Here is a 21623-nt window from a genome sequence, read left to right as displayed (position 1 = left end):
TCGGCGGCAGTGCCGACATCCGATGCGGTGCGAGGCAGGATGGAGAGCGCAACCCCAATCGACTCGAAGGAGAACGTTCTCGTGGCTCAGGTCAGCGCATCCAGTTCCGCCACCATCGCCACCGCACCCGATCAGGTGTTCGCCGCGCTCGCCGACTACGAAACCGTGCGGCCCCGCATCCTTCCCGAGCAGTATCGGGACTACCGGGTGGTGCAGGGCGGACAAGGCGACGGCACCGTGGCCGAATGGACCCTGCAGGCCACCGAGAAGCGAGTGCGCAACGTGAGCGCAGCCGTCACGGTCTCCGGCTCGACCATCACCGAACGCGACGCCAACTCCTCCATGGTCACCACCTGGACCGTCGCCCCCGAAGGCAACGGCACCGTCGTCACCACGACGACCGAGTGGACGGGCGCGGGAGGAATCGGCGGATTCTTCGAGAAGACCTTCGCGCCCCTCGGATTGAAGAAGATCCAGGCCGCGACCCTCGACAACCTGCGCCGCGAGTTGATCTAGACCCGCTCGAAATCCGGGGCCTCGATCAACGCCAACGTGCCGACCACGACGGTGCGCATCGACCACAGGAACATCCCGTCGGGTCCACGGTCGATCGTGTCGTAGGCCCCCGGCAGGGTGTCGAGGTCGGTGCGTGCGGCGATAGCGTCGTCGTACTCACGGTCGCGGCGATCGGCGTTGTACACCATCTGCGCCAACGCCAGCGCATGCTCGCTGACGGTGATGACGGCCCACGTCGCCTGCTTGGGGGTCAGTTCGTAGCGCACTCGATATCGGGTCTGCACGGTGTCGGCCATGCGCAGCGCGTCGACAGAACTGGGAGTCAGGCCGATCAGATACTCGGCGATGCCCGGGTTCTCGAGTACGAGCACCCGCAGTGCGGAAGAGAGTCCCAGCAACGCGTCGTGCATCGATTCGTCGTCTCCGGGAAGCGGCGGCGACCATCGTCGCAGGATCTCCTCGGCGACCAGGGCCCTGAGCACGGTCGGGCCGTCGATGTTGTTGTAGATCGCGACGATCGACACGCCCAGCGCGTCGGCGACCGACTTCACCGTCACCTTGGGCAGCGTCAGGGAGATACCCGCCTCGGCCATGCTTTCGGGAGTCACTCGACGCTTGCGAGGGATCGGGCTCGCCGGCGCGTTCATGCCCTCAGGCTACGTGGGCTCAGAACTGACGGAACGTCAGACGAGTGTCGAACCCGATCGTGCGGCCGAACGTCGTCCGACGCCGTGCGACTACGCTGAAGGTCGCTTCGACCCACGCGAGAGGACGGCACAGTGCAACCCGGTGAACAGCCCGACATGGCCTCGATTCTGCAGCAGGCTCAGCAGATGCAGCAGCAACTGATGGCGGCACAGGCGGAGATCGCGGAAACCGAGGTCACCGGACAGGCCGGCGGCGGACTCGTCGTGGCGACCGTCAAGGGAACGGGTGAAGTGGTCGGACTGACCATCGACCCCAAGATCGTCGACCCCGACGACGTCGAGACACTGCAGGACCTGGTGATCGGTGCCATCGCCGACGCGTCGAAGGCAGCGCAGAACGTAGCGAGCGAGAAGCTCGGCCCCCTCGCCGGTGGTCTCGGCGGCGGCTCCCTCGGGCTACCCGGCTTCTAGGCGAGACGAGTGTACGAAGGTCCCGTACAGGATCTGATCGACGAACTGGGAAAGTTCCCCGGAGTCGGTCCGAAGAGCGCTCAGCGCATAGCGTTTCACCTCCTGGCCGTCGAGCCACCCGAGGTCGATCGCCTCATGCGCGCGCTGCAGCGCATCCGCGACGGCGTGCAGTTCTGCATCGTCTGCGGGACCGTATCGGACAAGGAACTGTGCCGAATCTGCGCCGACTCCCGACGAGACAGGTCCATGATCTGCGTCGTCGAAGAGCCCAAAGACGTTCAGGCCGTAGAACGTACGCGCGAATTCAAAGGCCGGTACCACGTACTCGGCGGAGCACTCGACCCACTCAACGGAGTGGGCCCCGACCAGCTGCGCATCCGAGAGTTGTTGACACGAGTCGGAACTCAGGACGACGGCGTCGACGTCACCGAGGTCATCATCGCCACCGACCCCAACACCGAGGGCGAAGCGACTGCCACCTACCTCGTCCGCATGATGCGCGATTTCCCCGGTCTCGCCATCACCCGTCTCGCCTCCGGCCTGCCGATGGGCGGAGACCTCGAATTCGCCGACGAACTCACGCTCGGCCGTGCTCTGACCGGTAGGCGTCGTATGTAGAGCGGCTTCGCCGCACGTGCGTGGAACTTCGTAGCAGGGGTCGAGTTTCCACTCACGACCTCGTCTATCCACAGCCTGTGGATAGATTCTGACGCGGTCACCGTAAACCGGCCATCCTGAGGTACATGAGGACGAGACCAGCGGGTGCCTGGCAGCGACTACTGGACGATCAGCACGGAATCATCACCACGAATCAGATGCACGAGAACGGGGTCAACAAGGACTCCATCGACCACTGTGTGGAAACCGGGCAGTGGCTCAGGGTGTTTCGTGGAGTCCTATCGGTTACCAACGGGCCGCTGACTCGTGAGATGCAGCTGTCGGCGGCATTGTTGTTCGCGGGCCGGGGAGCGTTGCTCAGCCACACCACCGCCGCTGAGGAGTGGGGGTGGCGGCGGGTCAGTTCTGGGCCGGTTCATCTCACCGTTCCCTACGGCTGCTCGGCAATCAGCAGGCCGCCGACAATGCGACACGCCAAGCAGAACTTCACGTCGGAGAGCAATGAACAAATTCATCCCGGCGTGATCGTGCACCGTTCCCGAGCCATGAGCCACATCGGCGTCGAGACGAATCCGGCGCGAACGAGCGCTGCCGACACGGTGCTGGATCTGACAGTCGCGGAACCGTCGTCGAGGCAGGCGGTGATCACGCTGGTTTCAGCGATGTCATCGGGCGGCGTGAACGTCGCGGCAATGACGCGCAAGATCGAGGTCCGACGGCCGATGCGCTACCTGAAGGCGATTCTGCACACGTTGGCTCTCATGCGCGACGGGGTCCATTCTGCGCTGGAGCACCGCTACGTGCTCGATGTCGAACAGGCGCACGGACTTCCGGCCGGGAAGCGACAGGCACCGGTCTTCGTCGACGGCCGTCAGCTCTTCGAGGACATTCGTTACGAAATATGCGACCTCATCGTCAGGCTGGACGGCCAGGCTTTCCACTCCGCCAAGCAGCGGCGTTTTCGCGATCGACGACGCGACAATGCCGCGGAGCTACGAAACCTGCCGCGGCTGATGTACGGCTGGCACGAAGTGACCGAAGACCCGTGCGGTGTGTACCGCGAAGTCCGCGAGGTGCTGGTCAGAGAGGGATGGAACGACTCGTCGTACCCCTGTGAACGGTGCAGGTCGTGAGTGGAAAATCGTAGTGGGCTACGAAGTTTCACTCACGTGCGGCGGAGCCGCTCCTTGCGAAGTTGCGTCACTTCGGGGAGGTCGAGGGGAGCGAGAGTGGTGCCCAGCGCCCGTTCGAGTAGGTAGTCCGCCAACTCCGGGTTTCGGGCGAGTACCGGCCCGTGCATGTACGTGCCCAACACCGAACCCTGCACGACGCCTTCGCGTCCGTCGCCGACGCCGTTGCCGACCCCGTGGGTGACCTTGGCGAGTGGTGCGGCATCAGGCCCGAGTGTCGTTCCGCCGCGGTGGTTCTCGAATCCGCTGAGCTTCTGAGTGAGACCGTCGAGCGTGGGCTCGGTGACGACTTCACCGATGGATCGCGTGGCCTGAGGCGCGGTGGTCACGTCGAAGAGGGAGATGCCGTCGACGCGTTCGCCCGCAGAGGTCTCGTACCAGTGCCCGAGCACCTGGATCGCGGCACAGATGGCGAGTACCGGCACACCGCGAGCAGCTGCGTTCTGCAGACCCGGGTATCGGGTGAGGTGACGCGTCGCGAGTCGTTGAGCCGAATCCTCAGCCCCACCAAGGGTATACACGTCCATGGAATCCGGAACCGGATCGTTGAGGGTGATGTGGACGACCTCGGCGTCGATGTCTCGCATACGCAGTCTCTGGCGGAGAACGAGGGCATTGCCGTTGTCGCCGTACGTGCCCATGACGTCGGGCAGAACGAGGCCGATGCGAACGGTGGACTCAGACATCCTTGGTCTCCCGTGCCAGTGCGCGACCGAGATCGCGGAACGCGGTGTAGTTGGCCAGCACTTCGACGCGTCCCGGCGGGCAGGATGCGATGGCCTGCAACGGATCTGCGATTGTGGTGTGCTGCGAACCTGCGTAGAGCAGGCGGACACCCAGGTCGGTCGCGCGTTCACCGGCCGCGACAACGGCTACGTTCTCGAAGTGCTCGAAACGCACGTCCCACAGCCACGACAGGTCCTCACCGTCGGGAACCTGCCCGTTGACGGCGATGACGAGTCCGTCGCACGTGGGGTCGATCATCGACAGCGCTTCCTGCCAACCGGCCGGATTCTTGGCCAGAAGCATTCGGACGGAATGTGATCCGTACTGGACGGTGGAATAGCGTCCGGCCACCTCGTCGACTCCCGATGCCGCTGCGACGGCGTCGGCAGGCGTTGCGCCGAGAGTCACGGCCGCGGCCACGGCCTGAGCTGCGTTGCCGCGGTTGGCCTTTCCCGGCAGTGCCAATGTCATCGGTAGAACGAGCCCGTCGGGGCCGTAGAGATTCTCGTCGTCGAGCCACCAATTCGGCGTCGGACGCTTGAAATCGCTACCGGTGCTGTACCAGTGCTCACCGTCCCAGACGATGGGTTCGCCGGTACGCGGGCAGCTGACGGAGTCACCGGCCCAGCCGCCGCCCGCTGCGACCCACACGACGTTCGGCGCATCGAATGCCGCCGAGGTGACGAGGACGTCGTCGCAGTTCGCAATGACGACGGTGTCGGGATGACGGGCCAAGCCGGCGCGCAAGGCTCGCTCGATCATGTTGATCTCGCCGACACGGTCGAGCTGGTCGCGACTGAGATTCAGCAGCACGATCGCCGCGGGATCGACCGCGTCGGAAACGTGCGGGACGTGGAGCTCGTCGACCTCCAGGGCGGCCAGCTCGGCGTCGAAATGAGCGTGCAGTGCCGCGACGATGCCGGCATCCATGTTGGCTCCGTCGGCCTGGGTGGCGACGTCGCCGAGAGTAGCCAGCGCTGCGGCCGTCATCCGCGTCGTGGTCGACTTGCCGTTGGTGCCGGTGACGATGACGGTGCGCCGTCCACGGCCCAGGCCGCCCAGAATGGTCGGATCGATCTTGAGCGCGACCAGACCGCCGATCATCGAGCCTTTGCCTCGGCCCGCCTTGCGGGACGCCCACGTCGCCAGCTCCGCCGCGCGTAGTGCCACGCGGCCGCGGGCGCCGATACGTCTGCGCTCACCCAGTTCAGCCATCCGCCGAGTCTGGCACAGAACAGGGTGGCGTTTCATATCGGCGGCTCGCTGACCCACGGTCATTCCGTAGGCTCCACACCCGTACCTCTGGGTCATTCCGCAGGCTCCACTCCCGTACCTCGGGGTCATTCCGCAGGCTCCACTCCCGGTACCGCAGGCTCCACTCCCGCCCTCACACCGGTACTTTCTCGAGAACTGGGGCAGGCTTCCTGGCCGCCATCCCACCCAGGCAGCCACCGATGACGATCGCTCCGCCGAGCAGGGCCAACAGCGACGGGGTTTCGTCGAGAAACGCCCAGGCAGCGGCAATGCCGACGACGGGGACCAGCAGCGAGAACGGTGCAACGAGACCGGCCGGATTGCGGCTCATCAGGATGGTCCACAGGCCGCTGCCCACGATCGTGGCGGGAATCACGATGTACGCCAACGCGACCAGACCGGGCCAGCCCTGCGAACCGAACGAGTCGGCCAGCGCGTGCCAGCCCGTGCTCGGACCTTCGACGGCGGCCGACAGCGCCAACATGGGCACCGGGGGCACGACGGTCATCCACAGCATCAGTGTCATCGGGGAGTCGGACTTGGCGAGTCGGTTCCCGAGATTGCCGAAGGCCCAGCCCAGACCGGCGAGCAGGGTGAGGACGACAGGAAGCAGGGTGGCGTTCTGTGCGCGATCCCACCCGATGAGCACCATGCCGAGCACGGCCACACCGATACCGATGGCCTGCCTGCGGCTCACAAGTTCGCGTAGCAGCAGCGCGCCGAGAACGACGGTGAACGGAGCTGACGACTGCAGCACGAGCGACGCCAATCCGGTAGGCATGCCTGCCGCCATCGCCGCGAACAGGAAGGCGAACTGCAGGAAGCCGAAGCCGAAACCGTAGAGCAACAACCATTTCAAGGGCACCTTCGGTCGTGGAACGAACATCACGACCGGAACGGCGATGACCAGAAAGCGAAGTGCCGCGAAGAAGAAGGGCGGAAAGTGGTCGAGCCCGACGCGGATGGCGAGGAAGTTCAGTCCCCACAGAACGGCGACAGTCAGTCCGAGCAGGCGGTCGCGAGTGGTCATGCCGTTCATCGTGACGGGTGCAAAAGATCAGCACAATCGAATATATCCGCACCAACAGTTAAGATTTTCTATATGAACGTCGAGCGACTCCGGATCCTCGCAGAACTGGCCGACCGCGGAACCGTTGCATCGGTCGCAGATGCGATGTCGATGACTCCGTCGGCGGTGTCTCAGCAGCTCAAACTGCTGGCGCGCGAGGCCGGCGTGACACTTCTCGAACCCGACGGGCGGCGGCTGCGGCTCACGGATGCCGGGCGTGCACTGGTGCTGAGAACCGACGAGGTTCTCGCTGCCCTCGACCGCGCCGCTGCAGAGATGGATCGCTATCGAGCGTCGCCGCGGGGACGCGTCCGAGTTGCCCTCTTCCCGTCGGGTGCGGCACTGCTGCTGCCCGGAGTCCTGACGCGATTGGCGGACTCGGACGTCGACATCGATGCGCGCGACGAGGACCTGCCCGCGTCCTCGGTGCCTGAGCTTCTCGCCGATTACGACGTGGTGCTCACCCACCGAGACGACCGAGCTCCGTCGACTGCAGGTCCACGGATCGAGGTGACGACCCTGATGCGCGAGCCCATCGATCTAGTGCTGCCTCTCGATCACGCACTGGCGCAGCAGGACTCGATCGATTTGAGAGACCTGATAGACGAGCGGTGGATCAGCGTTCGCGGCGGTTTTCCGGTCGATGACGTGTTGCTCTCCGTGGCTTCGGTGACCGGAGTGCAGCCGCGAGTTGTCCAACGTATCAACGACTTTCGAGTGACCGAAACACTCGTCGCCGCCGGGCACGGAGTGGCGCTGATGCCGCGCTACGCCGTTGTGCATCCGGGCCTGGTACGTCGAGAGCTCGCCGGCGTTCGAGCCGGGCGAATCTACGAACTCGCGACGAGGCCCGATGCGCGTCGACTACCCGCGATCGCCGCTGTGCTCGACGCGTTCGGAGCGGAGGCTACGTTCAGGACAGCGCTTTGGCCTTCAGCGTCGTGAACTCGTCCTGATCGATGGTTCCGTTGTTCAGCAACGCCTTTGCGTGTGCGATCTCTTCGGACGCAGATCGACCGGCGACATGCTTGATGTAGGCCTCCTGCTGGTCCTGTGCGTGCTGCAGGGCAGCAACCTGACGCTTGGCCATGTTGCTGCCGTTCACGATGAGGTAGACCAGCGCGGTGAGGAACGGCGCAACGATGAGGAAGAGCACCCACAGGGCTTTGACGAACCCGGATGTCTTGTGGTCCCGGAAAAGATCTCCGATGATCGAGAACATCACCATCAGGTAGGCCACGAAGGCGAAACCGACGATGAGAAGCCAAAGAAAATCCCAGAAAGAATCCATGGCGAACGTCCATTCTCTGAGGAGCCCCGACGGCTGATTCAGTGTGGCATTCACGGCACCCCGTGCACACGGGTCTTTGGTCCCTTCATCGACCGGACATCCGCGTGAGTGCCATGTCGACCGCGCCCGCTTTCGTTTCGTGAGGGCTCCACAACGCAACACGCCGCCCACCCCGAAAGGTGAGCGGCGTGTCGTCGTGCAGAGAAAGTTACTTCAGCGCGCGGTTCACGGCCGAGACGACGGCACGCAGGGACGCCGTGGTGATCGACGTCGCGATTCCGACGCCCCAGACAGTGGTAGCAACGCCTGCAGGCGAGGTGACCGAGGCTTCGACGTAGGCTGCGGCCTGGGCGTCGTCGCCTGCGGACAGTGCGTGCTCGGAGTAGTCCAGGACGCTGACGTCGTAACCGATGGTGGACAGCGCGTCGACGAACGACGCGAGTGGCCCGTTTCCGGAGCCGGAGATTTCCTGCTCGACGCCGTCGACCTTGACCGTGGCGGTGATTGTGTCGGTTCCGCCGTCGACCTCGGCGGCCTGTACCGACTGCTTGATGCGCTCGAGCGGACGGATCGGCGTCAGGTACTCCTCGGCGAAGACGTCCCACATCTCCTTCGGCGAGACCTCGCCGCCCTCACCGTCGGTGATGCGCTGGACGGCCTGGGAGAACTCGATCTGCAGGCGACGCGGCAGGTTCAGCCCGTGATCGGACTTCATGATGTACGCGACGCCGCCCTTGCCGGACTGCGAGTTGACGCGGATGACGGCCTCGTAGGTGCGGCCGACATCCTTGGGGTCGATGGGCAGGTACGGCACCTGCCAGGTGATGTCGCCGATGTCCGAACCCTGTTCGTCTGCCGTGACTTTCATGGCATCGAGGCCCTTGTTGATCGCGTCCTGATGGCTGCCCGAGAACGCGGTGTACACCAGATCACCGCCGTACGGATGACGCTCGGCGACGGGCAGCTGGTTGCAGTACTCGACCGTGCGGCGAATCTCGTCGATGTTGGAGAAGTCGATCTGCGGATCGACGCCGCGGGTGAACAGATTCAGGCCGAGCGTGACCAGGCAGACGTTGCCGGTGCGCTCACCGTTGCCGAACAGGCATCCCTCGATGCGATCGGCACCGGCCTGGTAGCCGAGTTCGGCTGCGGCAACACCGGTTCCGCGGTCGTTGTGCGGGTGTAGAGACAGCACGATGCTGTCGCGGCGATCGAGGTTGCGGCTCATCCACTCGATCGAGTCGGCGTAGACGTTCGGCGTCGCCATCTCGACGGTGGCCGGCAGGTTCAGGATCAAAGGCTTCTCGGGCGTCGGGTCGATGACCGCGGTGACCGCGTCGCACACCTCTTTGGCGTAACTGAGTTCGGTGCCGGTGTAGGACTCGGGGGAGTACTCGTAGCGCCAGTCGGTATCGGGGAACTTGGCCGCTTCTTCGAGTACCTTGCGAGCACCGTCGGTCGCGATCTTCTTGATGACGTCACGATCGGCCCGGAACACCACTTTGCGCTGCAGGATCGACGTCGAGTTGTAGAAGTGCACGATGACGCTGCGAGCGCCCTCGCACGCGACGAACGTGCGCTCGATCAGCTCGGGACGGCACTGCGTCAGAACCTGGATGGTGACGTCGTCGGGAATCGCGCCGTCCTCGATGATCTCCCGGACGAAGTCGAAGTCGGTCTGGCTGGCGGACGGGAAGCCGACCTCGATCTGCTTGTAGCCCATCCGAACGAGCAGGTCGAACATGCGGCGCTTGCGCGCGGGACTCATCGGATCGATCAGCGCCTGGTTGCCGTCGCGCAGATCGACTGCACACCACTGTGGCGTCCGGTCGATGATCTTGTCCGGCCACGTGCGGTCGGGGAGGGTGATGGACTCCACTTCCTCGGCGAACGGCCGATAACGGAACGTGGGCATCGAGGAGTTCTTCTGAGTGTTCCACGCTGGCTGGTCGCTGGGAGCGGGCCGCGAGGGCGGGGTGATGGTGCGAGATCCCGAGGTGAATGCGTCGGCTGGTGACATGGTCTTCGTCTCTCCGTACAGATCAGAGCAATGGTGTTCGACCGGCGCAACGAACCCCGCGACGGGAAGCCAGTCTGGTCTCAGACCCCGTCGCGGCTGTTAAGAAGGAGAGCTCGCAGCATGGGGTGAGTGTACTACCGCAGACCGACCGCCTACCCGAGGGTTCGGGAGTCGAATTTTCCGGTCACGGTGTCGTGCCTGCGCTGCCACTGATCGATGTCGTTCAGTCGTCCGACATCGTCCGCGGTCCAACACCGTGCGAGGAGTTCGTATCCGAGATGATCGACCTCTGCGTGCCTGTCCCAGACTCGATGCGCCCAGCGGCGATCGTTGTGCGCCGCTTCGGCTCCCGCGAGCGCGGCACCGACCAGCTCGAACTGGATATCTCGTCGTAGCTCCATTGTGGCTGCCGCCGAGGCGTTTTCGCTTCGGAGGGCCGTCAACAATCGGTCGGTCAACTGCAGAACCCGCCGATCGGACCACAGCAGCGCCCGCCGAAAAGCGCCTGGCAGCAACAACCACAGCGCCGCGAAGGCAAGGGCGACACCCACTGCGGTCTCCACCACCCGATCGACGACGATGCCGCCGAGCGGGGCACCCGGATGCGAGATGGTGCCCATCAGCAACGCGAGTGGGGTGATGAACGTGACGGCGAGACCGTAATTGCGCGCAACACTGACCTCGATCGCGAACTGCAGCACCATCAACACCACGATCACCGCGAGACCGTCGAGCGGTGAGAGATAGATCGCCGAGAACAACACCACTCCGGCCAGCGTCCCGCCGAGACGCTGCATGCCGCGATACGTCCCGTGTACACGATCCGGCCCCTGCTGGAGCACCAGGACCGCGCCGAGGATCGCCCAATCCGGCCTGCTCAACCCCAGAGCGACGCTGATGCCGCCGGCACCTGCCGCCGCGCAGAACACGCGGATCGCCGTGGACGCCGCGTGCGAATCTCGATGCAACGACCGCGTCAACCGATAGCCGATGCTCGGACGAGCCAGTGGCAGCTGGTCTCGCGGCGATTCGACCTCATTCTCGGGATCCGGCACGGTACCGGCGCGCGCCCTCGTAGCGGCCGCAAATGCGAGATGGGCGTCGAACAGCGTCTGTACCAGCGCGGGGCGAGAGGTCCCGCGCGTCGACCCGGCCTCGTACACCGCAGCCCACGCCGCATGCAGACGCGAGGCGGCGGTGTGTCGATCGCCGACGGACGCCGTCGGCGATGTCGTGTATCTCTCGATCGCCGCCACGGCCGCACCGACGGCCGCCCGTTCGGGACCCCTCGGGTCACGCACCACCCCGGACATCGCGACCACCAGCGCCGACGCCACCCCGATCGCCGCGCACACGGCACCGCGGGTCGCGCTGATGTCGGCGGCAGGGAGGTACGACGCCACCGCGCACACCAGCACGAAGAAGAAGGCTCCGGGCGGGCCGAGTCGCAGCGCTGCCACGACATAGACCGCGACAAGGGCGAGAACCGACAACGCGGTCACCGGGATCATCCGCGCCCATCCGGTCTCGCCGAAGTCGAGGGCGAGCCGACCGGCCGTCGCGCCCAGCCACACCGAGGCCACCAGGGCGGCCCCTGCGGTCAGCACCACCCACCACCGCGATCGGTAGGGACGGCCCTCGCCGTAGATCACCGCGAAACTGCCCGAGACCACCAACAGCGCCTCGGTGTGGAAGCCGAGCAGCCACGCCAGGATCGCCGGAACACCGAACGCCAGCGCAGAACGCAGCCCACCGGGCCAACGTCGGCCCACAGCGGGGAGCCCGAAGAGCACCTTCAGGCCTCGTGCCGGCGGTGGTGGGAGATGTTCGGGAACGGTCACTCGAACATGTTAAGGCAGGCGAGAGGCCCTAAAGTCCCAGCTCGGAGCTACCCGGCCCACTGCTCGGGGCATTCGCTCGGTAAGGTGACCCGCGGACAATCGAACGATTGTCGGCTATCCAGCGGAGGTAAAACGCGTGGCTCTCATCGTCCAGAAGTACGGTGGATCGTCGGTGGGGACCGCCGAACGTATCCGACGCGTCGCTGAACGAATCGTCGAGACCAAGAAGGCGGGCAACGACGTTGTCGTCGTCGTATCGGCGATGGGCGACACCACCGACGAACTGCTCGACCTGGCACAGCAGGTGTGCCCGGCCCCGCCCGCTCGCGAGATGGACATGCTGCTCACCTCGGGTGAACGCATCTCCAACGCACTGGTCGCGATGGCCATCCACTCGCTCGGCGCCGAGGCACGGTCGTTCACCGGTTCCCAGGCAGGCGTCGTCACCACCAGCGTGCACGGCAACGCCAAGATCATCGACGTCACCCCCGGCCGCGTCCGCAGCGCACTCGACGAAGGCTCGATCGTGCTCGTCGCCGGCTTCCAGGGCGTCAGCCAGGACAGCAAGGACGTCACGACGCTCGGTCGTGGTGGGTCCGACACCACCGCCGTCGCACTCGCCGCGGCATTGAACGCCGACGTCTGCGAGATCTACACCGACGTCGACGGCATCTTCACCGCAGACCCGCGCATCGTCCCCAACGCACGCCACCTCGAGACGGTCTCGTTCGAGGAGATGCTCGAAATGGCGGCCTGCGGCGCGAAGGTGCTCATGCTGCGCTGCGTCGAATATGCCCGTCGTTACAACGTTCCCGTTCACGTGCGCTCGTCGTACACCACCAAACCCGGAACGATCGTCTCCGGATCTATGGAGGACATTCCAGTGGAAGAAGCAATTCTCACCGGCGTCGCACACGATCGCAGCGAGGCGAAGGTCACCGTCGTCGGTCTGCCCGACACACCGGGCTACGCCGCCAAGGTCTTTCGCGCCGTGGCCGACTCCGAGATCAACATCGACATGGTGTTGCAGAACGTCTCCAAGATCGACACCGGCAAGACCGACATCACCTTCACCTGCCCCAAGGCCGACGGCCCGACGGCAGTGGAGAAGCTCACCAAGCTGCAGGCCGATATCGGCTTCGCGCAGGTGCTCTACGACGACCACATCGGCAAGGTCTCGCTCGTCGGTGCCGGTATGAAGAGCCACCCCGGCGTCACCGCGACGTTCTGTGAGGCCCTCGCCGACGCCGGCATCAACATCGATCTCATCAGCACCTCCGAAATCCGTATCTCGGTGCTGTGCAGCGACACTCAGCTCGACGACGCCGTGCGCGCACTGCACGCCGCCTTCGATCTCGGCGGCGACGAAGAAGCCGTCGTACACGCAGGAACAGGACGATAGCCATGACCACAGTTGCAGTCGTAGGAGCCACCGGCCAGGTCGGTGCCGTCATGCGAACCCTGTTGGAGGAGCGCAACTTCCCCGCCGACACCGTTCGATTCTTCGCCTCCGCACGCTCGGCGGGCAAGAAGCTGCCGTTCCGCGGCGAGGAGATCATCGTCGAGGACGCCTCCACCGCCGACCTCGCCGGCATCGACATCGCACTGTTCTCGGCCGGTGCCACGCTCTCGCGCGAGCAGGCACCGCGATTCGCTGCTGCAGGCGCCACCGTCATCGACAACTCGTCGGCTTTCCGCAAGGACTCCGATGTGCCGCTCGTGGTCAGCGAGGTCAACCCCGAGGCCGCGAAGAACCCGCCCCGCGGCATCATCGCCAACCCCAACTGCACCACCATGGCCGCCATGCCGGTGCTCAAGGTGCTGCACGACGAAGCGGGCCTACAGCGTCTGATCGTCTCGAGCTACCAGGCGGTGTCCGGTAGCGGTCTCGCCGGCGTCGACGAGCTCGCCACGCAGGCACGCGCCGTCATCGACGACGTCGAAAAGCTGGTGCACGACGGTTCGTCGGTCGATTTCCCGGCCCCGAACAAGTACGTCGCGCCCATCGCTTTCAACGTTCTGCCGCTGGCCGGCGCGTTGGTCGACGACGGATCCGGCGAGACGGACGAGGATCAGAAGCTGCGCAACGAATCGCGCAAGATTCTCGGACTGCCCGACCTGCTGGTCAGCGGAACGTGCGTGCGCGTGCCGGTGTTCACCGGTCACTCGCTGTCGATCAATGCGGAGTTCGCTTCACCGCTGTCGGTGGAACGCGCTCGTGAACTGCTCGCCTCCGCACCGGGTGTCTCGCTGGTCGACGTACCGACCCCGCTGGAGGCCGCCGGCAAGGACGACTCCCTCGTCGGACGCATCCGCCAGGATCCGGGCGTCCCCGAGGGCCGCGGACTCGCGCTGTTCGTCTCGGGCGACAACCTGCGTAAGGGTGCCGCGCTCAACACGATTCAGATCGCCGAGCTGCTGGTCTGAGATCGTGCGCGTTGTGCGTCCCCAGGGGTACGCACAACGCGCACGACGGGTCAGTTCAGGCGGTGACCTTCGGCGGAGGCGTCGAAGATGTGCGCATGGGCCTCGTCGATGCGGACGTGAACGCGGTCGCCCTTCTCGGGCGGGCTGCGCCAATCGGCCCGAGCGACAATGGTTTCGGTCCGGCCGTTGATGTCCGCGCGGCCGAACACGAAGGCTTCGGAGCCGAGTTCTTCGACGACGTCGATCTCGAGAGCGATTCCGCTGCTCGCGATCTCGATGTGCTCGGGACGAATGCCGAACATCACCTCGGTGGCGGAACCGAGCGTCTGACGTGGGACCGGGACGACCTGATCGGCCAGGCGGACGCCGCCGTCGGTGACCGGAGCGCGGAACAGGTTCATCGACGGTGAGCCCATGAACCCGGCGACGAATGCGTTGACCGGGGTGCGGTAGAGCTCACGCGGGGTGGCGCACTGTTGCAGCACACCACCTTTCAGAACGGCGACGCGATCGCCCATCGTCATGGCCTCGACCTGATCGTGCGTGACGTACACCGTTGTGGTGCCGAGTCGGCGCTGCAACTGCGCGATCTGCGTCCGCGTCTGGACCCTCAGTTTGGCGTCGAGGTTGCTCAGTGGCTCATCCATCAGGAACACCTGCGGCTGCCGAACGATGGCGCGTCCCATGGCAACTCGCTGCCGCTGACCGCCGGAGAGGGCCTTCGGCTTGCGGTCGAGGTACGGCTCCAGGTCGAGCAGCTTCGCGGCCTCCTCGACGCGAGTGCGAATGTCCTCCTTGTTCGCCTTCGCCAGCTTGAGCGCGAACCCCATGTTCTCGGCGACGGTCATGTGCGGGTACAGCGCGTAGTTCTGGAACACCATCGCGATGTCGCGATCCTTGGGTTCGGAATTGGTGACGTCCTTGCCGCCGATGAGGATGCGTCCCGAATTGACCTCCTCGAGCCCCGCGAGCATCCGGAGCGAGGTGGACTTGCCGCAGCCGGAGGGGCCGACCAGGACGAGGAACTCACCGTCCTCGATGTGCAGGTCGAGCTCGTTCACCGCGGGGGTGTCGGAGCCGGGAAAAAGCCTGGTCGTGCGCTCGAACGAGATTGTTGCCATGACGAAATAGATCCCTCCACCGGCAGGAACGTGCCGGACGATCCGAGTGTGGGGTGACGGCGGGAGCCGACCAGCACATAGTATGGGCCCCATCACAACCAGGAGGAAGGTGGCCGGGTGAGCGGCTCCGTGTCCAGACGCACCGCCCTACGTGGGCTGGCGGCGGCCGCAGTGGCAGCCGGAGCAGCGGCGATACCCGTGGCGTCGACGACGCGTCGAGCACTGGCCGACGACTTCCTCCGTGGGCAGAGCCCGCTGCTGTTCCATTCGCCGCCGCTGACGCCGTTCCGCGACGAACTGCCGCGATTGCCGCTCATCAGCGGCACAGACATCTCGCTCGACGCACACAGCTCCGCCCATGCTTTCCACGCCGATCTCAGGCCCGGTCCTACGTTCGGCTACGGCCAGTGCGATTACCTCGGGCCCACCATCGAGTCTCAGCAAGGCCAGCCCTGGACGCTGAAGTACTCGAACACCACCGCCGGTAATCCTCTCGCCGCTGACGTCGACACCTCGCTGCACGGCATGAGCGAGATGGATCGCACGATGACGCCGACGGCGCTGCACTTCCACGGCAGTATCACCGAACCGGCCAGTGACGGGCACTCCGAGATGCTGGTGCGTCCGGGCGAGTCGATGACTCACAATTTTTCCGGGCTCAACGATGCTGCCGGACTCTGGTACCACGACCACGCCATGTCGATGACACGCATCAACGTCTACGCGGGCCTGCTCGGCATGAACCTCGTCCGCGACCGTTGGGACACCGGCACTTCCGACAACGCCCTCGGTCTGCCCTCGGGTGAGTTCGAGTTGCCGTTGGTGCTGCAGGAGAAGATCATGAATCCCGACGGCAGCATGAGCATCCGCTCCAACATCACTGTCCCTCAGGGTAAATGGGAAGGCGGCGGTACCGGCGACGTCGGCGTCGTCAACGGCAAGATCTGGCCGACGATGGAAGTGGCTCGGGGCATGTACCGGCTGCGGCTCGTCAACGCGGGGTCGTACAGCGTATGGAACCTGTTCTTCACCAACAAGTTACGTTTCTGGGTCATCGGAACCGACGGCGGATTGCTCGACGCGCCGGTGGAAACCACCAGCATCCGGCTCGCACCCGCCGAACGCGCCGACATCCTCGTCGACTTCGGAGCCGTCGAGGCAGGTGCCCTCGTCGAGCTGCTGAACGACGAGCCTCCGCCCGCGCAGGCCGCCTCCCTCGGAGCTGTCCCGATACCGATGTTCTGCCAGTTCCGCGTCGCGTCCGCGGCGGGGTTCCGGGGCGGGATGCCGTCATTGCTGCGCGGCGGAAAGGGGCAGCCGGATCTGTTGCCCGCGTTGCCGACCCCCACCTTCACGCGCACCGTCACCGTCAACCAGCCGTCCAGCGGGTTGAACCTGGACATGACGCTCATGAACCTGAACAACCTTCGGTACTCCGACCCGGACATCGAGATGCCCAAGCAGGGCACGGTGGAGATGTGGAACATCGTCAACACGACTGTCGAGCCGCACCCGATTCACCTGCACCTCGCGCACTTTCGGACGCTGGGACGAATTCCCATCGACCTCGCGGCGTACCAACGCGACTTCCCCCGGCCGACGTTCGGCACCAAATGGGCTCCGCCGGTGGAGAAGTTCCTCACCGGACCCTCGGTGCCGCCGGCCACCTGGGAAGCCGGGTGGAAAGACACCGTCAACACGTACCCGGGCACCGTCACCCAGATCCTGGTCCGATTCCCGACGGCCGACGAACTCGGCTTCGATCCCGACGCCACGTTCGCGGGACCGGCGGCACACCACGGCGGTCACGATATGAGCGGTCACGATATGGGCGGTCACGACATGCCGGCTGCGGGTCCTTCCGAACTGCAGGGGTACATGTGGCACTGCCACATGCTCGACCACGAGGACCACGAAATGATGCTGCGGTACCGCACCGTCGCTGCGTGATGCACGACCCCGAACCTTGCCGGGTTCGGTAGTTGGTTGTGTTTGCCGTCAGGTCGGCCCACACTGACCGTGCCGTGTAAGGCAATCACCGTGCTCGGTCGATCTTTCTGCCCGTCGGCCGACTGCGACAACCGAACGGACCCAGGCCATGACCAGCGGAACGAAATCCGACCCGTGGGCTCTCACCACCGCCCCCCGGCACCTCGGCGTACACCATGTACCGCGATCCCGACCACGAGCCACCCGCCCTCGTATGCCAGGTGGGGTCGACGACTCTTCGATACCGCGTCGAGGCAATCGAAGACCTGCACGGTTGGCTCACCGAACGCGGCGACTGGGTATTGCTCGGTGCCGCGGACGAGAAGAAGCCGGCTGCGCCGGACACGGTCGAAGCGTGGGGGCGCTCGCCGGACAACCCGGTCGGCGGCTGGTACGGGCTCAGGAACGGATACCGCGGCCGCTTCGGCATGTATCTGCCGCCGCTACTCGAAGAGCTGGGCCTTGCAGAGCTCACCCACAATGCGCGGAACAACAGCATGCGCGCGCTGTAGCGGAGTCATCGACAAAGTCTGTCGGTGGGTGGGTATAGCTTTCGTGGTGTGAAGACATGGGGGGATGTGTTCGGGCTCGGGGACCAGGAGTTGGTCTCCGAGCTTGCTGACGTCATCTCACTCGAAAACGCTCTCGCAGCAACGAGATTGACGTTGCTCGCCGAGATCGACCGACGCGGCTTGGCGATGAAACTCGGGCACTCGTCCGTCACCCGCTGGTACGCGAAGTCGATGCGGATCACCGACGGATCCGCCGCCCGCCAGAACGCACTGGGGTACTGGCTGTTCGATCACCCCACCGTGCTCGACGCCCTCGCCGAGGGTCGGATCCATGCCGCGCACGCCGCAGCCATCGCCGAAGGTTACGACGTCGTGCTGGTGGCCGACCCGACGTTGAGTCAGGACCGGCGCGACGGAATTGTCGACGAATTGCTCGACACCGCGATACGCAGCACCGCCGGTCAAGTGGCGTCCCGCGCGCAGGCTTTGGCGCATGCGGCCGCGGACGACGCCCGAGCACGACACGAGAATGCCGAGAAACAACGCCGAGGGCAGGAACAGGAACGTGAGGAGCAGGAGCGTCACGATCAGGAGCGGCGGAGAGATGATGCAGCGACCTCTACCGGCAGGCTTCCTGATCCGGAACCGCCTGCGCCCGAGCCTGTTCCGCCGACGCCTGCACCGCGACCGGTGTCGGAGAACCCGAACCTGAACCGATTCGATCTGCATGCTCTGGCCAATGGCCGCTTCCAGGTCGGTGGCGACATCGACCGGTTGCTGGCCGAGAAGCTTCTCACCACTCTGTCGCCGTTGACGGCACCTCGGCCCGGTCCCGGCGGCGAGCGCGACCCACGTAGCCCGTCGAAGCGCCGAGCCGATGCACTCGATCAGATCCTCGACCGACACCTACGCGGCAGCGCCCGCGGGTCGGCGGGCGGGTCGCGGGCGTCGGTGCACCTGATCGTTCCCCTGCGGGACTTGCTCGCCCATGGCGGCAACAAGCAACCCGGGAGCACTGCAACGGGATCGGGCGACGCCGGTACGGGCGCGGGGAGCTCCTCGAGCGGCGGCGAGAGCAACGGCTCGCGTCCGGATGGAGTGGCTCGAGGGTATATCGCTGCTCGCCAGGATGCGGCAGAAAACGATGGTGATGGTGCCGGGCAGAAGTCTGTGCCCGAGAGGGGACGCGCTGCTGCTTGCGGCGAAGCGGCAGCCGGTGGTGATGTTGCAGCCGATGGTGATGGTGGCGGGCAGAAATCTGTCCCCGAGCCGGGCGACGCGGACTGGCCGTTCCGCTTAGACTGGACCGGCCCCATCAGTCGCTTCCTCGCCGAGCTGGTCACCTGCGACGCCGACCTGACCCCCGTCATCGTCGACCACCACGGCGTACCACTCGCGCTCGGACGAACCACCCGACTCGCCAGCGACGACCAACGCATCGCCCTGACCATCCGCGACACCTGCTGCGTCATGTGCGGCCGCCCCGCCCAGTGGTGCCAAGCCCACCACATCAGATTCTGGGAAGACGGCGGACACACCGACCTGAACAACCTCGTACTGGTCTGCGGAGAATGCCACCGCCTCGTCCACCACAGTGACTGGCAACTGATCATGGGCGACGACGGACACCCGTACGCGATCCCGCCGGAATCCGTCGACCCGCGCAGACAACCACTCCCCAGCTATCATCGACGAAAACAGCGAGCCGCGTGAACAACTCAGGCGCGCAACGCGCGCTCGTACAGAGTTCCGCTCTGGTTGCGGGGCACCTCGTCGGGGAACGTGATGGTCTCGGGCACCGCTGACGGCGCGATCCGACCCTTAGCGTGCTCGGGCCACTCCTGCGCCGAGACTTCGCATTCGTCCTCGAGGACGGCGACTGTCGTCACCGCGTCCATCGCATGGGGTGGCGTGCACGTGCACCCACGCGCTGCCGAGCTGCGGGTCCATTCCGGACTGGGTCGACCTCGGTCATCGACGTTGCGACGCAGGCACTATCAAAGTTCCCGATCGGTCGTTCACGGCGGACTCGGTGTGGTCCGAACGGCTCGACTATTTGCCGATTCCAGGCGTGGATGTCTCTGGTGGAGGTACGAGGCTGCGGTAGTGCGCCGCTATGTCGCCCGGGGTGGTGAACCAAACGCCGTCGCTGTTGTCGGTCATATGTTTCAGCGCCGCCCGGAACCGTCGAAGTCGGTAAGGCTGCCCGGTGAGGAAGGTGTGCACCGAGATTGCGAGCACCAACGGTTGCCGCGCTGAATTCTCCTTCAGTTCGTCGAAGCTGCCGATGATGTTGTGCTCGAACGCTTCTGCGGTCTGATGGTGATGGACGAACATCGGCAGATCGTTGATCTCATGGGGATACGGGACGCTGAGCAGCGGGCCGCCGCGGGTCTGTAGCCACACGGGTTGGTCGTCGACGGGCCAGTCCAAGGTGTACTGGTAACCGCGCTCCGCGAGGAGGTCCTCGGTGACGCGGCTCGGGTTGGCACCGGGGCTCATCCATCCTCGGGGCGGTGTTCCCTCGTGTCGTTCGATCGCCGCGGTGACATCCTCGATGGAGCGGCGTTCGGCGTCCTCGTCCTGATCGTTCGGTTGCACCGCATTCGTTCGGCCGTGCGCGACGACCTCGGCGTCGAGCGCTCGGAACGCCGCGGCCAGCTGCGGGGCGTGCTCGTACACCTCGGTGTTGACCAGCAATGTCGGCCGAATCCCGCACTGCTGCAATGTTTCTGCGATCCGGAAGCCGCCGACGCGATTGCCGTACTCACGCCAGCCCCAGTTGTACGTGTTGGGCTGGTCCATCGCGGGCGTGTAACCCAGGCCGGGCGGTCCGTCGTCGTAGGGAAAGTGCTCGCAGTTGACCGCGACGTACACCGCGAGACGCGCGCCGCCCGGCCACTCGAACCGAGGCCGATCGACGATGGGGGAGTACTCGAAGCGGCCGTGCGAGGGGAGAGGCATGGCCGGGGTATTGCCCGCGGCCAGTCGCCACAAACTGTCGGTCAGTCGGTGTGAGTCGCGACGCCCACCAGGTGGGCGATCTGCGGGTCCCGTGGCTCGAACACCTCGAACATTCCGATGGCCGCCAGCTGCGGTGCCAGCTCTTTCAGCGTCGCGATCAGTTCGTCGTGAGCCTCGGTCCCGGGTTCCACGTCGCGGAGCGCGTGCGCATTCGCGACGAACGCCGCCACGGTGCCTTTCCGTATCGGGAGCCCGTCGAACGACGCTCTTTCGGCTCCGTCGGGAAGTATGTCCTCGGGGCGTACGGAATGACCGGTCATCGTGTATTCCTTCCGTCGAAGCAGCGTACGAATGCCAGTGTGGCCGATGTCAGCGCGACGATGTGGTGCCACGGTTGGCCGCCATGCGAGCCTTCTTCTGACGGTTTCCGCACGTATTCATGTCGCACCATTTTCGGCTGCGGCTCTGGCTGGTGTCGAAGAACGCTGCGCGGCACGTAGGGGATGCGCACAACGCCAACGTGCCGTCTCGCTCACCGGCGACGATGTCGATTGCGTCGGCTGCGATGACACCGAGGGCGTCTTCGACCGCCGTCGTAGCCGTCAACTGCCACTGCCGGACGCCCGACGGCGACAGGATTGCCGACGCCCGACCCCGAAGGCTGTGGTCGTTCAAGATGCGAACGGGGGAAGTGGGCAGTCGATCTCCAGTCGCGGCTGCGGTAGCGCAGAGGTGGATCGCTTCCCGTAGCTCGCGAGCCGCGTCGAGCTGTGAGTCGGTGCAGGATTCGACGGCGAGTCCGTGGAGTGTCAACCAGTCGGAGAGCCGTTCCGGCACAGGGATTCGTTCGACGGCATCGCCGCGACGCTCGGTGAGGGTTCCGGTGAATGCCGTCGACAGGACATTGCCGGGTCGGAAATCGGGGAAGCTCCTTGCCATAGAACCACCTTAGCCGGTTGCGCCAGGC

The 21623-nt window shown here is 65.4% G+C and carries 21 protein-coding genes and 1 pseudogene; 10 read left to right on the top strand and 12 right to left on the bottom strand.

What is annotated here, in order from left to right; translation table 11 throughout:
- Positions 1-81 precede the first annotated feature (81 nt).
- Positions 82-516 carry an SRPBCC family protein gene (locus E4P29_RS10545; RefSeq protein ID WP_135044908.1) on the top strand — a complete coding sequence of 145 codons (435 nt, stop codon included), beginning with the start codon at positions 82-84 and terminating at the stop codon, positions 514-516.
- Here the strand turns inward: E4P29_RS10545 and E4P29_RS10540 are convergent.
- Entirely contained in the window at positions 513-1163 is a 651-nt protein-coding gene (locus E4P29_RS10540; protein ID WP_245154258.1) for a hypothetical protein, read from the bottom strand. The two genes, E4P29_RS10545 and E4P29_RS10540, sit on opposite strands and share 4 nt — an antisense overlap.
- A 132-nt stretch (positions 1164-1295) precedes the next feature.
- On the opposite strand from E4P29_RS10540, the gene E4P29_RS10535 reads away from it, so the two are divergent.
- From E4P29_RS10535 to E4P29_RS10525, 3 genes are all read left to right on the top strand, one after another.
- A complete protein-coding gene (locus tag E4P29_RS10535) occupies positions 1296-1634 on the top strand; it encodes a YbaB/EbfC family nucleoid-associated protein (RefSeq protein ID WP_027494533.1) in 339 nt (112 codons plus the stop codon).
- 9 nt (positions 1635-1643) lie between these two features.
- Positions 1644-2252, top strand: a complete 609-nt coding sequence (gene recR, locus E4P29_RS10530; RefSeq protein ID WP_027494532.1) for a recombination mediator RecR — start codon at positions 1644-1646, stop codon at positions 2250-2252.
- Between the two features lie 125 nt (positions 2253-2377).
- Positions 2378-3385 carry a type IV toxin-antitoxin system AbiEi family antitoxin domain-containing protein gene (locus tag E4P29_RS10525; RefSeq protein ID WP_135044444.1) on the top strand — a complete coding sequence of 336 codons (1008 nt, stop codon included), beginning with the start codon at positions 2378-2380 and terminating at the stop codon, positions 3383-3385.
- 32 nt (positions 3386-3417) lie between these two features.
- On the opposite strand, the gene E4P29_RS10520 is transcribed toward E4P29_RS10525, so the two are convergent.
- The 3 genes from E4P29_RS10520 to E4P29_RS10505 all read right to left on the bottom strand — a co-directional run bounded on the left by E4P29_RS10520 (position 3418) and on the right by E4P29_RS10505 (position 6452).
- On the bottom strand, positions 3418-4128 hold the full coding sequence (locus tag E4P29_RS10520) for a glutamine amidotransferase (RefSeq protein ID WP_135044442.1): 711 nt from the start codon (positions 4126-4128) through the stop codon (positions 3418-3420).
- Positions 4121-5383 (bottom strand): Mur ligase family protein, encoded by a 1263-nt coding sequence (locus tag E4P29_RS10515; RefSeq protein WP_135044440.1) that lies wholly within the window; start codon positions 5381-5383, stop codon positions 4121-4123. Before E4P29_RS10515 ends, E4P29_RS10520 begins: the two co-directional genes overlap by 8 nt.
- Before the next feature lie 172 nt (positions 5384-5555).
- Positions 5556-6452 carry an EamA family transporter gene (locus E4P29_RS10505; protein ID WP_135044436.1) on the bottom strand — a complete coding sequence of 299 codons (897 nt, stop codon included), beginning with the start codon at positions 6450-6452 and terminating at the stop codon, positions 5556-5558.
- Positions 6453-6524: 72 nt separating this feature from the next.
- Between E4P29_RS10505 and E4P29_RS10500 the strand changes: the two genes are divergently transcribed.
- Positions 6525-7436, top strand: coding sequence for a LysR family transcriptional regulator (locus E4P29_RS10500; protein WP_135044435.1), 912 nt, complete (start codon positions 6525-6527; stop codon positions 7434-7436).
- Here E4P29_RS10500 and E4P29_RS10495 read toward each other — a convergent pair.
- The 3 genes from E4P29_RS10495 to E4P29_RS10485 form a co-directional block, all read right to left on the bottom strand.
- Positions 7405-7782 carry an SHOCT domain-containing protein gene (locus tag E4P29_RS10495; protein ID WP_135044433.1) on the bottom strand — a complete coding sequence of 126 codons (378 nt, stop codon included), beginning with the start codon at positions 7780-7782 and terminating at the stop codon, positions 7405-7407. The two genes, E4P29_RS10500 and E4P29_RS10495, sit on opposite strands and share 32 nt — an antisense overlap.
- Positions 7783-7990: 208 nt before the next feature.
- Positions 7991-9802 carry a 2-isopropylmalate synthase gene (gene leuA / locus E4P29_RS10490; RefSeq protein WP_135044431.1) on the bottom strand — a complete coding sequence of 604 codons (1812 nt, stop codon included), beginning with the start codon at positions 9800-9802 and terminating at the stop codon, positions 7991-7993.
- 152 nt (positions 9803-9954) lie between these two features.
- The gene (locus E4P29_RS10485) at positions 9955-11643 is read right to left on the bottom strand and encodes an FUSC family protein (protein ID WP_135044429.1); all 1689 of its coding nucleotides are present in this window, start codon (positions 11641-11643) and stop codon (positions 9955-9957) included.
- A gap of 136 nt (positions 11644-11779) precedes the next feature.
- Between E4P29_RS10485 and E4P29_RS10480 the strand changes: the two genes are divergently transcribed.
- Together E4P29_RS10480 and E4P29_RS10475 are read left to right on the top strand one after the other, a co-directional pair.
- Positions 11780-13045 carry an aspartate kinase gene (locus tag E4P29_RS10480; RefSeq protein WP_027494523.1) on the top strand — a complete coding sequence of 422 codons (1266 nt, stop codon included), beginning with the start codon at positions 11780-11782 and terminating at the stop codon, positions 13043-13045.
- A 2-nt stretch (positions 13046-13047) separates the two neighbouring features.
- Positions 13048-14070: an aspartate-semialdehyde dehydrogenase gene (locus tag E4P29_RS10475; RefSeq protein WP_135044428.1), complete on the top strand. Its 1023-nt coding sequence runs from the start codon at positions 13048-13050 to the stop codon at positions 14068-14070.
- 50 nt (positions 14071-14120) lie between these two features.
- Here E4P29_RS10475 and ugpC read toward each other — a convergent pair whose 3' ends face one another.
- Complete coding sequence (ugpC, locus tag E4P29_RS10470) at positions 14121-15191, bottom strand: sn-glycerol-3-phosphate ABC transporter ATP-binding protein UgpC (RefSeq protein WP_027494521.1); 1071 nt, start codon at positions 15189-15191, stop codon at positions 14121-14123.
- Between the two features lie 117 nt (positions 15192-15308).
- Between ugpC and E4P29_RS10465 the strand changes: the two genes are divergently transcribed.
- The 3 genes and pseudogenes from E4P29_RS10465 (at position 15309) to E4P29_RS26300 (ending at position 19405) form a co-directional block, all read left to right on the top strand.
- Positions 15309-17141 (top strand): multicopper oxidase domain-containing protein, encoded by a 1833-nt coding sequence (locus E4P29_RS10465; RefSeq protein ID WP_135044426.1) that lies wholly within the window; start codon positions 15309-15311, stop codon positions 17139-17141.
- Between the two features lie 203 nt (positions 17142-17344).
- Positions 17345-17692: pseudogene (locus tag E4P29_RS10460) on the top strand (DUF6855 family protein); the annotation flags it as partial.
- Between the two features lie 48 nt (positions 17693-17740).
- Entirely contained in the window at positions 17741-19405 is a 1665-nt protein-coding gene (locus E4P29_RS26300) for an HNH endonuclease signature motif containing protein (protein WP_245154257.1), read from the top strand.
- Between the two features lie 5 nt (positions 19406-19410).
- Here E4P29_RS26300 and E4P29_RS25920 read toward each other — a convergent pair whose 3' ends face one another.
- From E4P29_RS25920 to E4P29_RS10435, 4 genes are all read right to left on the bottom strand, one after another.
- Positions 19411-19581 carry a hypothetical protein gene (locus E4P29_RS25920; protein WP_167735440.1) on the bottom strand — a complete coding sequence of 57 codons (171 nt, stop codon included), beginning with the start codon at positions 19579-19581 and terminating at the stop codon, positions 19411-19413.
- A 163-nt stretch (positions 19582-19744) separates the two neighbouring features.
- Positions 19745-20656, bottom strand: a complete 912-nt coding sequence (locus tag E4P29_RS10445; protein ID WP_135044424.1) for a polysaccharide deacetylase family protein — start codon at positions 20654-20656, stop codon at positions 19745-19747.
- A gap of 41 nt (positions 20657-20697) precedes the next feature.
- Positions 20698-20976 (bottom strand): hypothetical protein, encoded by a 279-nt coding sequence (locus tag E4P29_RS10440; protein WP_135044421.1) that lies wholly within the window; start codon positions 20974-20976, stop codon positions 20698-20700.
- A 49-nt stretch (positions 20977-21025) separates the two neighbouring features.
- Positions 21026-21595 carry a CGNR zinc finger domain-containing protein gene (locus tag E4P29_RS10435; RefSeq protein WP_135044420.1) on the bottom strand — a complete coding sequence of 190 codons (570 nt, stop codon included), beginning with the start codon at positions 21593-21595 and terminating at the stop codon, positions 21026-21028.
- Between the last annotated feature and the right edge of the window lie 28 nt (positions 21596-21623).

Origin of the sequence: Rhodococcus sp. 1R11, assembly GCF_004563845.1 — a bacterium.
Lineage (GTDB): Bacteria > Actinomycetota > Actinomycetes > Mycobacteriales > Mycobacteriaceae > Rhodococcoides.
Note: the sequence above shows the minus strand (reverse complement) of the source record. Positions and strands in the feature narration are given on the sequence as shown.

Bases quoted from the DNA above. Each gene is read 5' to 3' on its own strand.
- E4P29_RS10540 (WP_245154258.1), bottom strand. From the start codon at position 1,163: ATGAACGCGCCGGCGAGCCCGATCCCTCGCAAGCGTCGAGTGACTCCC.
- E4P29_RS10525 (WP_135044444.1), top strand. From the start codon at position 2,378: ATGAGGACGAGACCAGCGGGTGCCTGGCAGCGACTACTGGACGATCAG.
- E4P29_RS10520 (WP_135044442.1), bottom strand. From the start codon at position 4,128: ATGTCTGAGTCCACCGTTCGCATCGGCCTCGTTCTGCCCGACGTCATG.
- E4P29_RS10515 (WP_135044440.1), bottom strand. From the start codon at position 5,383: ATGGCTGAACTGGGTGAGCGCAGACGTATCGGCGCCCGCGGCCGCGTG.
- E4P29_RS10505 (WP_135044436.1), bottom strand. From the start codon at position 6,452: ATGACCACTCGCGACCGCCTGCTCGGACTGACTGTCGCCGTTCTGTGG.
- E4P29_RS10500 (WP_135044435.1), top strand. From the start codon at position 6,525: ATGAACGTCGAGCGACTCCGGATCCTCGCAGAACTGGCCGACCGCGGA.
- E4P29_RS10495 (WP_135044433.1), bottom strand. From the start codon at position 7,782: ATGGATTCTTTCTGGGATTTTCTTTGGCTTCTCATCGTCGGTTTCGCC.
- leuA (WP_135044431.1), bottom strand. From the start codon at position 9,802: ATGTCACCAGCCGACGCATTCACCTCGGGATCTCGCACCATCACCCCG.
- E4P29_RS10475 (WP_135044428.1), top strand. From the start codon at position 13,048: ATGACCACAGTTGCAGTCGTAGGAGCCACCGGCCAGGTCGGTGCCGTC.
- ugpC (WP_027494521.1), bottom strand. From the start codon at position 15,191: ATGGCAACAATCTCGTTCGAGCGCACGACCAGGCTTTTTCCCGGCTCC.
- E4P29_RS10445 (WP_135044424.1), bottom strand. From the start codon at position 20,656: ATGCCTCTCCCCTCGCACGGCCGCTTCGAGTACTCCCCCATCGTCGAT.
- E4P29_RS10440 (WP_135044421.1), bottom strand. From the start codon at position 20,976: ATGACCGGTCATTCCGTACGCCCCGAGGACATACTTCCCGACGGAGCC.
- E4P29_RS10435 (WP_135044420.1), bottom strand. From the start codon at position 21,595: ATGGCAAGGAGCTTCCCCGATTTCCGACCCGGCAATGTCCTGTCGACG.